Source organism: Streptomyces sp. NPDC041940 (genome assembly GCF_055589465.1).
Genome location: NZ_JBVJBP010000029.1, coordinates 50,578 through 65,647, shown reverse-complemented (window position 1 = coordinate 65,647; position 15,070 = coordinate 50,578). Strand labels below are relative to the sequence as shown.

Here is a 15,070-nt window from a genome sequence, read left to right as displayed (position 1 = left end):
AAATCTCATCATGCGATATCGCGGAAGGGATTTTCGGACGCTCGATAGAATGAGCCGACCGCGGTACGAATGCGTATATGCGGATAGAGACGGATTGAGCGAGGAGCGCACGTGGGCCTTGTCGTGCAGAAGTACGGAGGCTCCTCCGTAGCCGATGCCGAGGGCATCAAGCGCGTCGCCAAGCGAATCGTGGAAGCGAAGCAGAACGGCCACCAGGTGGTTGCCGTGGTTTCCGCGATGGGCGACACGACGGACGAGCTGATCGATCTCGCCGAGCAGGTATCCCCGATGCCTGCCGGGCGAGAGCTCGACATGCTGCTGACCGCCGGAGAGCGGATCTCCATGGCGTTGCTGGCCATGGCGATCAAGAAGCTGGGTCACGAGGCCCAGTCGTTCACCGGCAGCCAGGCAGGAGTCATCACCGACTCGGTCCACAACAAAGCGCGCATCATCGATGTCACGCCGGGCCGGATCAAGACCTCGGTGGACGAGGGCAACATCGCGATCGTGGCCGGTTTCCAGGGCGTCAGCCAGGACACCAAGGACATCACCACCCTCGGCCGCGGCGGCTCAGACACCACGGCGGTGGCTCTCGCCGCCGCCCTCGACGCCGACGTCTGCGAGATCTACACGGACGTCGACGGCGTGTTCACCGCCGACCCGCGTGTGGTGACGAAGGCCCGGAAGATCGACTGGATCTCCTTCGAGGACATGCTCGAACTGGCGGCGTCCGGGTCGAAGGTGCTGCTCCACCGCTGCGTGGAGTACGCCCGCCGGTACAACATCCCGATCCACGTACGGTCCAGCTTCAGCGGACTCCAGGGCACCTGGGTCAGCAGCGAGCCGATCGTTCAGAAGACGCAGCAGCAAGGGGAAAAGCAGGTGGAGCAGGCTCTCATCTCCGGTGTCGCGCACGACACCTCCGAGGCCAAGGTCACGGTCGTCGGGGTGCCCGACAAGCCGGGCGAGGCGGCTTCGATCTTCCGCACGATCGCCGACGCCGAGATCAACATCGACATGGTCGTGCAGAACGTGTCCGCGGCCTCCACGGGCCTGACGGACATCTCCTTCACGCTGCCGAAGACCGACGGCCGCAAGGCCATCGACGCGCTGGAGAAGAACAAGGCCGGCATCGGCTTCGACTCCCTGCGCTACGACGACCAGATCGGCAAGATCTCCCTGGTCGGCGCCGGTATGAAGACCAACCCGGGTGTCACGGCCGACTTCTTCAAGGCGCTGGCCGACGCGGGCGTGAACATCGAGCTGATCTCGACCTCCGAGATCCGCATCTCGGTCGTCACGCGCGCCGACGACGTGCCCGAGGCCGTCCGTGCCGTGCACTCCGCCTTCGGGCTCGACTCCGACAGCGACGAGGCTGTCGTCTACGGAGGCACCGGCCGCTGATGGCCCACCTCCGACAGGACGCCCGGACCGGCAGGTCCGGGCGTCCGACGCTTGCCGTGGTGGGCGCGACCGGTGCCGTCGGCACGGTCATGCGCCAGATCCTGTCCCAGCGGGCCGACGTCTGGGGCGAGATCCGGCTGATCGCCTCCCCCCGCTCGGCCGGCCGCAAGCTGGCCGTGCGCGGTGAGGAGACCGAGGTCATGGCGCTCACCGAGGAGGCCTTCGACGGGGTCGACGTCGCGATGTTCGACGTCCCCGACGAGGTCGCCGAGCGGTGGGCGCCGCTGGCGGTCGCCAAGGGCGCGGTGGTCGTCGACAACTCCGGCACGTTCCGGATGGACCCGGACGTGCCGCTCGTCGTGCCCGAGGTCAATCCGCACGCCGTGCGGATGCGGCCGCGCGGGATCATCGCCAACCCCAGCTGCACGACGCTCTCCATGATCGTGGCCCTGGGCGCGCTGCACGCCGAGTTCGGGCTGCGCGAGCTCGTCGCCTCCTCGTACCAGGCGGTCAGCGGCGCCGGGCGCGCGGGCGTGGCCACCCTGCGGCGGCAGCTGTCCCTGGTCGCCGGCACGGAGCTGGGCAGCGGCCCCGGTGACGTACGGCGGGCCGTCGGAGACGACACCGGACCGTTCCCGGAACCGGTCGCGCTGAACGTCGTGCCCTGGGCCGGTTCGGCGCGCGAGGACGGCTGGTCCTCCGAGGAGCTGAAGGTCCGGGACGAGTCCCGCAAGATCCTCGGCCTGCCCGGGCTGCCCGTGGCCGTCACCTGTGTCCGGGTGCCGGTGATCACCACGCACTCGCTGACCGTGCACGCCCGCTTCGAGGGTGAGGTCACCGTCGACAAGGCCCGCGAGATCCTCGCCACGGCGCCCGGTGTCGTGCTGTTCGACAACCCGGCCGCCGGGGAGTTCCCGACCCCCGCCGACGTCGTGGGCACCGACCCGACCTGGGTCGGCCGGGTGCGGCGGGCGCTGGACGACCCCACGGCGCTCGAACTCTTCGTGTGCGGGGACAACCTGCGCAAGGGTTCCGCGCTCAACACCGCGCAGATCGCCGAGGTGGTGGCCGCCGAGCTGTCGCTGTCGTAGGCGGTTTGTAGGATCTGTGTACGACATGTGAGCTGATCGATGGTCCGGACCACTTGTCCGGGGCGCTTCGGCATCAGAAAATTTGTCTCCCCGTCCTCCGCAACCGTGCGGAGGGCGGGGAGCGTCTTTGCGGTCGCACTTAGGCCGTGCAAGCGCTTCATCAGGCGTGGGGACGCCTGGAACCGGGCGTGGGGACGTCCGTTCACAATTGGACATAGGGGAAGAGCGGGACGCATGAGGGCATTTGACGCACCATCTGTTGTGCAGCCTGACGCGGGTAGACCGTCGACGGCGACGGTCGGCGTGAAAGTGACGCCCGGCACGTACAACCCTCACGGGGGTCAGCGTGTCCAACAGGCGTGGCAGAGGTACTCGACTTCAGTTCGGCACGCGGCACGGTCCTGCGACCGCCCCGTCCGGCGGCTCTACGACCCCGCATGGCCGGTACGCCCGGTGGCATGCCGGTGATCGCGCCCGTGCCCGCGGCGCGGCCGGCCCGCATACCGAACCAGCGTGACGGTGCCGAGGACGAGGCGGCGGCCGGCACCACCGTCGACCACCTCACCGAGACCTACCGCGCGCACTACCGCTCGCTGCTGGGTCTCGCCGCCCTCCTCCTCGACGACACCGCCTCCTGCGAGGACGTCGTCCAGGAGGCCTTCATCCGGGTCCACTCGGCCCGCAAGCGGGTCCGCGAGCCCGAGAAGACCCTGGCCTACCTGCGGCAGACGGTCGTCAACCTCTCGCGTTCCGCGCTGCGCCGCCGCATACTCGGCCTGAAGCTGCTGTCGAAGCCCATGCCCGACATGGCCAGTGCCGAGGAAGGCGCCTACGACCAGCTGGAGCGCGACTCCCTCATCAAGGCGATGAAGGGGCTGCAGCGCCGCCAGCGCGAGGTGCTGGTGCTGCGCTACTTCGCGGACATGACCGAGGCACAGGTCGCCGAGGCCCTCGGCATATCCCTGGGCTCGGTCAAGGCGTACGGCTCGCGCGGCATCGCGGCGCTCCGGCTGGCCATGGAGGCGTCGGCATGAGCGCCTCGGACGGCGCGGGGCGTGACGGGCACCATCCGAAGCAATCGCACGCTGGGAACGGAACTGTGAACCACGGCCCCGACGACCAGAGCCCCGAGGGGTTCGGCTCGGACGAGCTGGACCTGCGCTCGATGCTGCACCAGGTGGTGCAGGAGGTGGAACCGCGCGACGGCACGCTGGAGTATCTCCGCAAGGCGGTGCCCCAGCGGCGGACCCGCAAGCGGCAGGCCGTCGTCGGCGTGGCAGCCGCCTTCCTCTTCATCGGCACGGCCGTCCCCGCGCTCGTGCACGTCTCCAACTCCACCGGCTCCGACGCCAACCCGTCGGCCATCGGCCACGCCTCCGAGGCCCAGGGCGGCGCGAGCCAGGGCAAGGGACCGGACGGCGGCGAGAGTGCCGTGGGCGGCGGCTCCGGCAAGACCGAGGGCAAGGACAAGGGCGAGAAGAAGAAGGAGGAGAAGGGCAAGGGCACCGGCGGCGCCGCCACCGGCGCGACCCAGGGCGCCGACCCCTCCTCCACGACCGCCGCCGGAATCGAGGCGTGCACCGCTGCCCAGCTCGGCCCCGCCGCAGGCAGCAGCGCCGCCCCCGACTCCACGGGCGCGGTCTACGGCTCCTTCCGCGTCACCAACGTCTCCGCGGCGAGCTGCACGGTCACCGCCCCCGGCTCGGTGAGCGCGCTGCCGCAGGGCACGGCCGACATCAGCAAGGTCAGCACCGCCCGGCACGCGGCCGGGGACGCGGCGGCGGGCCTGCCCGACCCGTCCCTGGAGGCGGCCCAGCTGGTGCTCGCGCCCGGAGCCGCCTACGACGTGAAGTTCGCCTGGGTCCCCACGGAGACCTGCCCCACCCCCGGCGGCAGCGTCGGCGGCCCCGGCGACCCGAGCCCCGAACCCACCCCGACGGGCGAGACGACGGAGACGGGCGGCACCTCCACCGGCGGCGACACGGGCACCGCCCCGCAGCTGCCCACGGAGGAGGGCCCGACCGACGGCAGCGTGGCGGTGACGTACACGCCGGGTACGGGCTCGGGCGCCGGCTCGGTCACGGTGTCCAACGCGTGCGCGGGGACCGTGTACTGGACGGGCGTGCTGGCGGGCGCGTAGAGCATCGGGGCGCGGTCAGACGGCCGGCGCCCGCTGCTCTTCCTCGTCCTGCTCTTCCTCGTCCGGGACCAGGCCCAGCTCCGCGTCCCGGGCGAACTCCACCTCGCGCCGCAGCAACCGGAACCACATGAAGATCACGAACCCGACGAAGGCGAACCACTCGGCGGTGTAGCCGAGGTTCTGGAACGCCTTCAGGTCGAGACCCGAGTCCGGCGGGGCGCTCGCGGGCACCGCCTTCATGCCCGAGTCGCCCTTGGCGAGCGTGACCCACGCGTCGTACACGTCGTACGGCACCAGGTTGACCAGGGACGCCGCGCTGATCGCCGCGGTCTGCCCGGACGGCAGGCCGCCCTGCGCGCTGACGCCGTTGGCGCCCGGGGACTCGGACGCCTGGAGCGCCCCCGTGACCGTGACCTCACCGGTGGGCGCGGCGGGGGCCTCGGCCGCGTCCGGTGAGCCGGGCAGCCAGCCGCGGACGACCGGCAGCGCCTCGCCCGAGTCGGTGCGCAGCAGCGTCAGGACGTAGTAGCCCTGCTTGTCGTCGAGCTCACGGCCCGGCACCAGCAGCTGCTTGCCGTAGCGGCCGGACGCGGTGACCTGCTTGCCGGACGTCGCCTTGGTCACCGGCAGCATCCTGGCCAGCGGCCGGGGCGCCTCGTGCCGGGCCTCGGAGACCTGCTCGGTCGCGGTGCGGTGGTCCTGCACGCGGTCCTCGAACCGGCCCAGCTGCCAGGACCCCATGAAGATGCAGAAGGGGATGGACAACAGCACGAAGACGTTGATCCCCCACCATCGGGGCGTCAGCAGAAACCGGTACACACCCCAAAGGTACGGGGCTGCCCGAAGGGTCCGGCCTGCGGGGTGGGCGCCCGCTCGGTACGCGCTTTCCGTTCTTTCCGGCCTGCCGGGACGGGGAACCGGTGGAGGTTATCCACAGGCTGGGCACCTCGGCAGCGCATTGTCGGCCGGGGCGGGCAGTATGGGGCCATGACTGAGAGCAACGCGTCCGATGCGCGGGACCAGCGGGACCCGCGGGACCAGCACGAACAAGTGGTACAGGCGGGACAGCAGGAGCGGATGCCGGACTGGGAGAAGCGCTTTCGCGCGCCCCGGGTGTCCCTGCCCGACTGGGCGGAGGACGCGCCGGACCGCTCCCTGTTCGTGTCGAACGCGACAGGGACGTACGAGTTGTACGCGTGGGACCGTTCGACGGGCGACCAGCGCCAGGTGACGGACCGGCCGAACGGCACGACGGACGGTGTGCTGTCGCCGGACGGCGCCTGGATCTGGTGGTTCGACGACAAGGACGGCGACGAGTTCGGCGTGTGGCGCCGCCAGCCGTTCAAGGGCGGCGAGGACGAACCGGCCGCCGCGGGCCTCGATGCCTCCTACCCGGCGGGCCTCGCCCTCGGCCGCGACGGGCGCACGGCGGTCGTGGGGCGCTCGACGGACGAGGACGGTACGACGATCCACCTCGTCCGCACCGGCGAGGAGCCGGTGGAGATCTACCGTCACCGCGAGTCCGCCGGCGTCGGCGACCTCGCCCACGACGGCTCGCTCATCGCCGTCGAGCACACCGAGCACGGCGACGCGATGCACTCGGCCCTGCGCGTCCTGCGCCCCGACGGCACCCCGGTCGCCGGCCTCGACGACACCGAGGGCGGGACCCGCGAGCTCGGCCTCGAGGTCCTCGGCTTCGCCCCCGTCGACGGCGACACCCGCCTCCTCATCGGCCACCAGCGTCGCGGCCGCTGGGAGCCCCTGGTGTGGGACGTGGCCACGGGCGAGGAGACGGACCTGGCGCTGGAGCTGCCCGGCGACGTCAGCGCCGAGTGGTACCCGGACGGCACCGGCCTGCTCGTCGTGCACGGCTTCGAGGCCCGCAGCGAGCTGTTCCGCTACGACCTCGCGAGCCGCGCCCTGACGGAGATCCCGACCCCGCCCGGCACGGTCTCCGGCGCCACCGCCCGGCCCGACGGCAGCGTGGAGTACCTGTGGTCCTCGGCCGCCGAACCGTCGGCGCTGCGCTCCACGACGGGCGGTGTCGTGCTCGACCCGCCCGGCATGAAGTCCCCCGGCTCGGTGCCGGTGGAGGACGTGTGGGTGGAGGGCCCCGGCGGCCGCATCCACGCGCTGGTCCAGAAGCCGAAGGACACCACCGGCCCGCTCCCCACGGTCTTCGAGATCCACGGCGGCCCGACCTGGCACGACAACGACTCCTTCGCGGCGGGCCCGGCGGCCTGGGTCGACCACGGCTACGCGGTGGTCCGGGTCAACTACCGAGGCTCCACGGGCTACGGCCGTGCCTGGACCGACGCCCTGAAGCACCGCGTGGGCCTCATCGAACTGGAGGACATCGCCGCGGTCCGCGAATGGGCGGTCACCTCCGGCCTCGCCGACCCCGACCGCATCGTCCTCACCGGCGGTTCCTGGGGCGGCTACCTCACCCTCCTCGGCCTCGGCGTCCAGCCCGACGCGTGGACGCTGGGCATCGCGGCGGTCCCCGTCGCCGACTACGTCACGGCGTACCACGACGAGATGGAAGCGCTGAAGGCGATGGACCGCACCCTCCTCGGCGGCACGCCCGAGGAGGTCCCCGACCGCTTCGAGGCGTCCTCTCCGCTGACCTACGTCGACCAGGTCAGGGCCCCGGTCTACATCTCGGCCGGCGTCAACGACCCCCGCTGCCCGATCCGCCAGATCGAGAACTACGTCAAACGCCTGGAGAAGCGGAGCGCGATCCACGAGGTGTACCGGTATGACGCCGGGCACGGGTCCTTGGTGGTGGACGAGCGGATCAAGCAGGTGCGGCTGGAACTGGAGTTCGCGGAGAGGCACCTAGCCCGCGGGCATGCGTGCCGCTAAGGGCGGCACGGGTGGGCGCGGGCGGCACCCCGCTGCGCCGGGTTGCGTGACGCCCCGGCCTCAGCATCAACGCCGGGCACCTTGTGGCGCCTAGCCGTGCAGGGACACAGCTCGGCGTCACGCCCCCGCCCGCTCCCGCCTCCTCCGCCCCAGCAACTCCGCCAGCCCCCGCCGAGTCGCCGCCAGCACCACCCGATCACCGGCCCCCAGCACATACGTAGGAGGCAGATCCCACACCAGCCCCGAAGCAGGCACCCGCTCCTCACCCACAGGCTCGTCATCCCCCCGCCGCCCTCCAGGAGGTGAAGTATTGAGCGCCAGCACCCGCCAGGCCCCCGCCCGAAACGCCTCCGCCACCGTCCTGCCCTCCAGCTGCGGATGCCCGGCCACCTCCACCTCCGCGAACAGCAGCACCCGCCGCTCCACCGGAATCGCCCCCAGGATCTGCCGCCCCATCATCGCCCCGGCGAACGCGGGCGCGGCCAGATGGGACACACTCCGGCTCCGGGTGAGGGCGAAGGGATGCGCGGCCCGCATGGTCCGGTACACGGCGGTCGCGAAGTCGTCGTCGTACAGCCGCAGCACGACCCGCAGATCGGGCCGCACGGACCGCGCGTACAGCGAGGCCTCCAGATTCGTCGTGTCCGCGCTGGTCAGCGCCAGCAGGGCGTGCGCCCGATGGATCTTCGCGGCCTCCAGCACCCCTTCCTGCGTGACATCTCCGAGCACCACCGGCACCCGCAGCCGCCGCGCCGTGGCCATCCCCCTGGCCTCCGGATCGGACTCGACGCACACCACGGGAATGTGCAGCTCACGCAACCGCGTCAGCACCCGCGTCCCGATCTTGCCGAGCCCGAGCAGCACCACGTGCCCGCCGAGCCCCCGAGGAGGCTTGCGCAGGGTGGACGCGCTGCGGAACGTGCCCAGGGCCTCCAGCACCGCGGCCAGCAGCACCGGCAGCAGCAGCAACCCGACCAGCCCGGACAGCAGTTGCAGGATCTGCCGCCCCGTCGACTCGTGGTACGCGGGATCGTTGATGCCGAAGAGGTCGAGGAGCGTGACGTACGTGGCGTACAGCGGATGCTCGTCGGTCACGACCATGAACGCGACGGCGAGCGCGAGCACGCACCCGATCAGCCCCGCCAGCGACCAGCGCAGCCGCCGCGAGAACAGCGAGGCGAACGGCGGCACACCACCGCCCCGCCCGGCGGACAGGGACGGCCCGGAGTACGACACCTGCTCCAGGACGACGGTCCCGCGCCCGGTCGCGGACGCCACCGCCATCTCGTCCGGCAGCAGTTGAGGCCCGTGCTCCCCGCTGGTCTCGGAACCGTCCGCACCGGCCGGGTCGTTGCTCGTCGCGGACAGCAGTGCCAGGGTGCACAGCCCCGGGTCGGCCACCTCGCCCGGCCGCGGCGGCTGCCGCTCCACGGCCCGCAGGACGAGTCCTTCCGTCTGGACGACCTTGCTGGTGCCGACGAGGGCGGTGGCGGCCAGCGCGGGCGCGGCCGTGTCGGCGTCGGACAGCACGGTCGTCGAGGTGTCCACGTCCGTGCCCGGTCCCGCCCCGGAGGCCACGACCGCCGTCTGGTCGAGCAGTTCCTCGATGTGCTGCCCCAACCGCCGGTTGTAGAGCCGCAGTACGAGTCTGAGGCCGGGGTTGATCCGGCGGGCGGTGAGCGCGGCGCGGATGTTGGTCTCGTCGTCGTCGTACACGAGCGCCAGAGCCGCCGCCCGGTCGGCGCCCACCTCGGTGAGCACGGCCTCGGTGATCTCGGCGGCCTCCACGACCTGTTCGGTCGCGGCAGGTTCGGCGCCGCCCGTGCCCGTCCGGTTGACGGCCGCGCTGACCCGGTCGAACAGCGCCGCCGAGGCGGCCCGGGCCCGCCCGACCACCGGCTGCCGCACCCGGCGTCCCGACGGCGGCACGACGAGCGTGACCTGTTCGCCGTAGACACCCCGGAGTTCTGCGGCCAGCCGATGGGCGAGCCCGTCGTCACCGCATACGACCATGTGCGTGGCCGGTTCACCTGGCTGGACTTGATTCGGAACGCTCCCCACAAGGGAGAAGACTGCCCCACCGGGACGGCTGGTTCCAGAAGGGAACCGAGGTGGGTGAACGCCCGGGCCCGCCCGTCCGTACCGAAGGGGAGGCAATGCATGCCCATGCGCACCACCGGAGGTACCGGGCCCGTGGCCACCACGAAGACCGTCCCGAGGGAGAGCGGCCCGGAAACCGGGGAGAGCCCGACGGCCCGGGACGAGGGCAGACACCACAACCCCGCCCTCCTGCTGACCCTCCTCCTGGTGACGGCGGTGATGTTCCAGGGCCCGATCCGCGGGGCCCTGGCCGCACCGGTGATGCAGAGCTGGATGACCGTGTTCGTGGCGGTCATGGTCCAGGCGTTGCCGTTCCTGGTGCTCGGCGTGCTGCTGTCGGCGGCGATCGCGGTGTTCGTGCCGCCGTCGTTCTTCGCCCGGGCCCTGCCGAAGCGCCCGGTCCTCGCGGTCCCGGTCGCGAGCGCGGCGGGCGCGGTGCTGCCGGGCTGCGAATGCGCCTCGGTGCCGGTCGCCGGAGCACTGGTGCGCAGAGGCGTCACCCCCGCGGCCGCGCTGGCGTTCCTCCTCTCCGCGCCCGCCATCAACCCGATCGTGCTGACGGCGACGGCCGTGGCCTTCCCCGGCGACCCGGAGATGGTCCTGGCCCGTTTCGTCGCGAGCCTGCTGGTGGCCTGCGCGATGGGCTGGCTCTGGCACCGCCTCGGCCGCACGGACTGGCTGCGGCCCCCGGAAAGGGCGTCGTACGAGGGTCAGAGCAAGGGCGCGGCCTTCTGGGGCTCGGTACGCCACGACGTGACGCACGCGGGCGGCTTCCTGGTGATCGGCGCGATGGCCGCCGCGACGCTGAAGGCGGTGGTACCGGCGGAGTGGCTGCGCGCGGCGGCCGGTCATCCGGTCCTGTCCGTCCTGGCCCTCGCGGTGCTGGCCGTCCTCCTCTCCATCTGCTCGGAGGCGGACGCGTTCGTGGCGGCGTCCCTCACGCAGTTCTCCCTGACGGCCCGTCTGACGTTCCTCGTCGTCGGCCCCATGATCGACCTGAAGCTCTTCGCGATGCAGGCGGGCACCTTCGGCCGGGCCTTCGCCCTGCGCTTCGCGCCCGCGACCTTCGCCCTGGCCGTGATCGTGTCGGCCCTGACCGGAACGGTCCTGCTGTGAACCGCCTCGCCCAGAGCGCCCTCCTCTTCCTCCTGGGCGCCACGCTCCTGCACTCCGGCATGACCGACCTCTACCTGCGCTACGTCAAGGCGGGCCTGCGCCCGCTGGTCCTGGCGGCGGGCGTGGTACTGATCGCGACGGCGGCGGCGACGCTCTGGTACGACCGCCGAGGCACCGGACACGGGCACGATCATCACCACGAGCCTCGCGTCACCTGGCTCCTCACGCTCCCCGTGCTGGCCCTGATCCTGGTCGCCCCGCCGGCCCTGGGCTCCTACAGCGCGTCCCACACCGGCACGGCCCTCCAGAAACCCTTCGGCTTCGCGGACCTCCCGGCCGACGGCCCCCTCCGCCTGGGCGTCGCCGACTACGCGGGCCGAGCGGTCTACGACAACGGCCGTTCCCTCCGCGACCGCGAGCTGAGGATCACCGGCTTCGTCACCCTGGACCGCGCGGGCACCCCCTACCTGGTCCGCATGGGCCTCAACTGCTGCGCGGCGGACGCCCAGCCGGTCAAGATCGCCCTGACCGGCGACATCCCCCCGGTCCTGAGCCCGGACACCTGGCTGGAGATCACCGGCCGCTACACCCCGCGCCGGACCAAGGACCCGGTCAACGACGGCCCGATCCCGTACCTCGAGGTCACCCGCGCCAAGCCGGTCCCCACCCCGCACGACCCCTACGACGAAACGTGGAACACGTGAAGTGGCGTACTGGACCGCCCACTTGCGGGTACTCGTAAGGCCCGCTGTTCAGCGAGGGGGACGTATGACCACACACAGAGGCCGGTTGCGCACCGAGGCCCGCGAGGAACTCGTGAAGGCCGACAACAGAGCCGAACTGACCCTGGCGACCCTGGGCGCGGCCCTGACCGCCCTGCTCGGTGCGATCGCCGCCGGCGTCATCGCACCCGCCCAGTACCCCGTGATCCCCCAGCTCCTGGTCTGGTCCGGCTGCGCGGCCTGCGCCCCGTCCCTGGTCCTGCTCGGCCTGGCCGCGAGGCCCCGCACCGTCTGGGTCAAGTACCGCTGCATACGCCGGGGAATGGCCTGGGGCGCGGTCTTCCTCACGCTGACCCTGGCGGGAACACTGGCCGGGGCGCTCACGTAAGGACTGAGCCGAGCCCTCCCCACGGGAGAACTCGGCACAGGATCAGCGGGTCAGACCGAGCGGCTGCCCTTGAAGTCGTAGTGAACGACGTCCTTGCCGTCCTCGTCCCAGTTGAGGCGCAGGGCCCCGTCGGCGTACGCGCTCTTGCCGCCGACCTTCTTCTTGATCGTGGAGGACGTCCACGAACCGTTCCCGCTGCCGTTCATGGCGGCCAGCTTGGCCCGGATGCCGAAGTCCTTCTTCAGCAGGACGCTGTCCGCGCCCGCGTCGGAGTGCTTGAGGTACAGCCGGAACCCGGCGCTGTCGAAGGTCTCCGACAGGTCGCTCCCGGAGTACCACGGGGGAGCGTCCCAGCTCACCTTGGCCTTGGCGTAGACATAGCTGCCGGACCGGGCCACACAGTTCTTGACGGTGAAGTCCCAGTTGTCGCCCCAGGGCCCGGAGTACCCGGCGTCATCGATGGTCTTGGAGCTCTCCGAGCACTTCCAGCTCAGCGCGGCCGCCGGCGATACGGACAGCACGGACGCGCCGACGACGGTGGCACCGACCAGCGCGACCGACATGAACTTCTTGCCCGTGGCCGACTGCCGCGAAGGCGTTATTCGACGCAGATTCATTCTCAGGTCCCCTCGTTGGTGTTGCGATCTGCTCACTCATGAGCAGAGATTGATCACCCTACAACGGGTTCGCGACCGCACATGTTTGAAGTGGCGTCAGCAATCGCGTAGTTGGCCCGGGCTCAGGTGGCTCAGGCTCAGCAGGCCGCGCGGAGACGATCCCGGGACTCCCCGGACCGGCATTCCCGGCATTCCCGGCAGTGTCCGGGCTCCGGCGCGCGGAAGGCGCGCTCGCATCCGTCGCAGGTCTGGAGCGGCAGCACGACCGGGCGCTCGACAAGGGGGAGTGGCGGCGGCGCGGGCAGGGGGGTCTCCCGGAGCCGGAAGGCGAGGATGCCCGCCGGCCGGGCCAGGAAGTGGTCGGGGAGCCGTGCGGTCAGCAGTGCCGTGATCTGGGATGGCGTGACCCCGGTCGCGAGCCACCGCGTGACGCCCGGCGCCAGCCGCACGGCCTCCTGCTCGGACAGCACGAGACGCGGATCGACCCGGCGGAGCGCGGCCAGAACGGCGACGGCCTGGGGATCGGCGTCGGAGAGCGACGCCCGATTCTCCGGCTGGTCCCGAGCGGGGGAGGGCGTGACCTCCTCGGCCGCGGGCGCCTTCCGGGGCCGGGTCCGCGTCGGCGGCTCGGGCGGTTCGTCGTCGGAGGCACCGCCGGGTACGTCGTAGAAGTACGTCCGGGTACGGATCTGCCCGGTGGGCGTCCGTTCACGGCGTCGCTCCAGATACCCAGCCCCTTCAAGCTCCCTGAGCGCTCGCGAGATCAGGATCTCGCCCTCGTCGAAGTGCGCGCACAAGGCGGCGATGCTCACGGACGAGCCATCGGGCAGGGAGGAGATGTACGCCGCGACGCCGACCGTGACGGCGCTGCCACGTCGCTGCGCGAGGGCGTTGGAGATCACGGTGAAGTCGGCGGTCAGCCGGGTGCGGACGTGAATCACGCCGGAAGTCGGAGCTCCGGCGTCGGCGCGCAGGCGCGCGTTAGACTGCGGGTCAGCCATCGGGAAGGCGTTCACTTCCTGATCGGTCAGGCCCTCGATCGGGATTGCCGTCCCGGCCGGGGGCCGTCGTCTGTGTGAGGTTGTCGCGGCGAACGTAACGGCCCGCATCCCGCCCCTGCAAGCCGGTCACTCGGACGGGTGACGCGGGCCGCCTGGCCGGGGAGGGTGGGTGGGCGGGTAGTTCTTTCCCCCGGTTCTTTCAGGAGGTCAGCGACCCGCCGGACCCTCGCGGACAAAGGGCCGGTGAGCCCGGAAGGCGGACGGTGGCCGGGGCCTGGCGGGGGAGGCGGTGGTCCGGCGAGGCGTCGCTTTCCCTCCTATCGTGTATCCGCACAGTGACGGTCGGCGCCGAGGCGGGCAACACATGACGGAACCGCAGATCGACTACGCGGCGGTCTTCCATGCCCTGCCCGGCATGGTGGCCCTGCTCACCCCCGAACTGGTGTACGCCGACGCCAACGAGGACTTCCTCAGGCTGGCCGGGCGCACGCGCGAGCAACTGCTGGGCCGCTACATCTTCGACGTCTTCCCCGAGAACCCCAACGATCCGGCCGCGGCCGGCATGCGGGAGACCCGGGAGTCGATGCTCCGCGTGGTGGCCACCGGCGAGCGCGACACCATGGCGCTGCTGCGCTACGACATCGAGGCCCCCGAGCGCCCCGGCCACTGGGTGGAACACTTCTGGAGCCCGGTCAACGCACCCGTGCTGGGCCAGGACGGGCGGGTGACGCTGATCGCGCACCGGGTGGAGGAGGTCACCGAACTCATCCACGCCCGCGCCCGTGCCCGCGGCGGCACGGGCGGCGAGAGCAGCCGGGCCCGCGTGCTGGAGGCCGAGCTCTACACCCGCTCCCGTGAACTGCAGGAAGTCAACGAACGCCTGCGCCGGGCCCACGCGCGCGAACGCGAGGTCGCCCTGGCCCTGCAGGCGGCGATGCTGCCCGCCCCGGGGCCGGTCGGGCACCACCGGGCAGCCGTCCGCTACCGGCCCGCCGTCGGCACCCTGAACGTGTGCGGCGACTGGTACGACCTGGTCGACCTGCCCGGCGACCGCATCGCGGTCGCTGTCGGCGACGTCGTCGGCCACGGCCTGGAAGCGGCCGGTGTCATGGGGCAGTTGCGCAGCGCGCTGAGCGCGGCCGCCCGTGTCGCCGACGGCCCGGCCCGGGCGCTGGAGGCCCTCGGCCTGTACGCCCGCCATGTCGACGGTGCGGAGTCGACCACGGTGGTGAAGACCTACATCGACTGGGAGACCCACACCCTCACGTACAGCAGCGCGGGCCACCCACCGCCCGCCCTGCTCCACCCCGACGGCACGGTGACCTTCCTCGACCAGGCGACCGATCCGCCTCTCGGCGCGCGTCCCGAGCACGTTCCGCGGCCGGAGGCCAGTACGGCCTTCGCCGAGGGCGCCACCCTGGTCCTCTACTCCGACGGCCTGATCGAGCGCCGTGACGAGGACATCGACACCGGCCTGGCCCGCCTCGCCGACTCCCTCGTCCGCCACGGCCGAGCCGACCCCGAGACCCTGGCCGACGCCCTGCTGGCAGACCTCCTCCCACCCTCCGGCACCACCGACGACACGGCGCTGGTCATCATCCGCCTGTGAGCCGGCGACTCTGCCTG

The 15,070-nt window shown here is 71.7% G+C and carries 13 protein-coding genes; 9 read left to right on the top strand and 4 right to left on the bottom strand.

All coding sequences use genetic code 11. The features are described from left to right. Nucleotides 1–111: 111 nt before the first annotated feature. From ACZ6I3_RS35420 to ACZ6I3_RS35405, 4 genes are all read left to right on the top strand, one after another. Nucleotides 112–1,404 (top strand): aspartate kinase, encoded by a 1,293-nt coding sequence (locus ACZ6I3_RS35420; RefSeq protein WP_469420291.1) that lies wholly within the window; start codon nt 112–114, stop codon nt 1,402–1,404. Further along, on the top strand, nt 1,404–2,495 hold the full coding sequence (locus ACZ6I3_RS35415) for an aspartate-semialdehyde dehydrogenase (protein ID WP_469420290.1): 1,092 nt from the start codon (nt 1,404–1,406) through the stop codon (nt 2,493–2,495). Before ACZ6I3_RS35420 ends, ACZ6I3_RS35415 begins: the two co-directional genes overlap by 1 nt. 458 nt (nt 2,496–2,953) lie before the next feature. Further along, nucleotides 2,954–3,529: a SigE family RNA polymerase sigma factor gene (locus ACZ6I3_RS35410; protein ID WP_469420371.1), complete on the top strand. Its 576-nt coding sequence runs from the start codon at nt 2,954–2,956 to the stop codon at nt 3,527–3,529. Nucleotides 3,530–3,594: 65 nt separating this feature from the next. Continuing rightward, complete coding sequence (locus ACZ6I3_RS35405) at nt 3,595–4,635, top strand: hypothetical protein (protein WP_469420288.1); 1,041 nt, start codon at nt 3,595–3,597, stop codon at nt 4,633–4,635. A 15-nt stretch (nt 4,636–4,650) separates the two neighbouring features. Here ACZ6I3_RS35405 and ACZ6I3_RS35400 read toward each other — a convergent pair whose 3' ends face one another. Next, complete coding sequence (locus ACZ6I3_RS35400; protein ID WP_469420287.1) at nt 4,651–5,454, bottom strand: SURF1 family protein; 804 nt, start codon at nt 5,452–5,454, stop codon at nt 4,651–4,653. Nucleotides 5,455–5,622: 168 nt separating this feature from the next. Between ACZ6I3_RS35400 and ACZ6I3_RS35395 the strand changes: the two genes are divergently transcribed. Next, nucleotides 5,623–7,500 (top strand): S9 family peptidase, encoded by a 1,878-nt coding sequence (locus ACZ6I3_RS35395; RefSeq protein ID WP_469420285.1) that lies wholly within the window; start codon nt 5,623–5,625, stop codon nt 7,498–7,500. Nucleotides 7,501–7,617: 117 nt separating this feature from the next. On the opposite strand, the gene ACZ6I3_RS35390 is transcribed toward ACZ6I3_RS35395, so the two are convergent. Further along, nucleotides 7,618–9,513, bottom strand: coding sequence for a potassium channel family protein (locus ACZ6I3_RS35390; protein ID WP_469420284.1), 1,896 nt, complete (start codon nt 9,511–9,513; stop codon nt 7,618–7,620). Nucleotides 9,514–9,693: 180 nt separating this feature from the next. Here ACZ6I3_RS35390 and ACZ6I3_RS35385 point away from each other — a divergent pair, with 180 nt between their 5' ends. From ACZ6I3_RS35385 to ACZ6I3_RS35375, 3 genes are all read left to right on the top strand, one after another. After that, a complete protein-coding gene (locus tag ACZ6I3_RS35385; protein ID WP_469420370.1) occupies nt 9,694–10,716 on the top strand; it encodes a permease in 1,023 nt (340 codons plus the stop codon). Then, complete coding sequence (locus ACZ6I3_RS35380) at nt 10,713–11,420, top strand: TIGR03943 family putative permease subunit (RefSeq protein ID WP_469420283.1); 708 nt, start codon at nt 10,713–10,715, stop codon at nt 11,418–11,420. Before ACZ6I3_RS35385 ends, ACZ6I3_RS35380 begins: the two co-directional genes overlap by 4 nt. A 64-nt stretch (nt 11,421–11,484) precedes the next feature. Further along, nucleotides 11,485–11,826 (top strand): Pycsar system effector family protein, encoded by a 342-nt coding sequence (locus tag ACZ6I3_RS35375; RefSeq protein WP_469420281.1) that lies wholly within the window; start codon nt 11,485–11,487, stop codon nt 11,824–11,826. A gap of 50 nt (nt 11,827–11,876) precedes the next feature. Here ACZ6I3_RS35375 and ACZ6I3_RS35370 read toward each other — a convergent pair whose 3' ends face one another. Continuing rightward, nucleotides 11,877–12,443: a hypothetical protein gene (locus tag ACZ6I3_RS35370; protein ID WP_469420279.1), complete on the bottom strand. Its 567-nt coding sequence runs from the start codon at nt 12,441–12,443 to the stop codon at nt 11,877–11,879. Between the two features lie 137 nt (nt 12,444–12,580). Beyond that, the gene (locus ACZ6I3_RS35365) at nt 12,581–13,444 is read right to left on the bottom strand and encodes a hypothetical protein (RefSeq protein WP_469420278.1); all 864 of its coding nucleotides are present in this window, start codon (nt 13,442–13,444) and stop codon (nt 12,581–12,583) included. A gap of 364 nt (nt 13,445–13,808) precedes the next feature. On the opposite strand from ACZ6I3_RS35365, the gene ACZ6I3_RS35360 reads away from it, so the two are divergent. Then, complete coding sequence (locus ACZ6I3_RS35360; RefSeq protein WP_469420277.1) at nt 13,809–15,053, top strand: PP2C family protein-serine/threonine phosphatase; 1,245 nt, start codon at nt 13,809–13,811, stop codon at nt 15,051–15,053. Nucleotides 15,054–15,070: the final 17 nt, after the last annotated feature.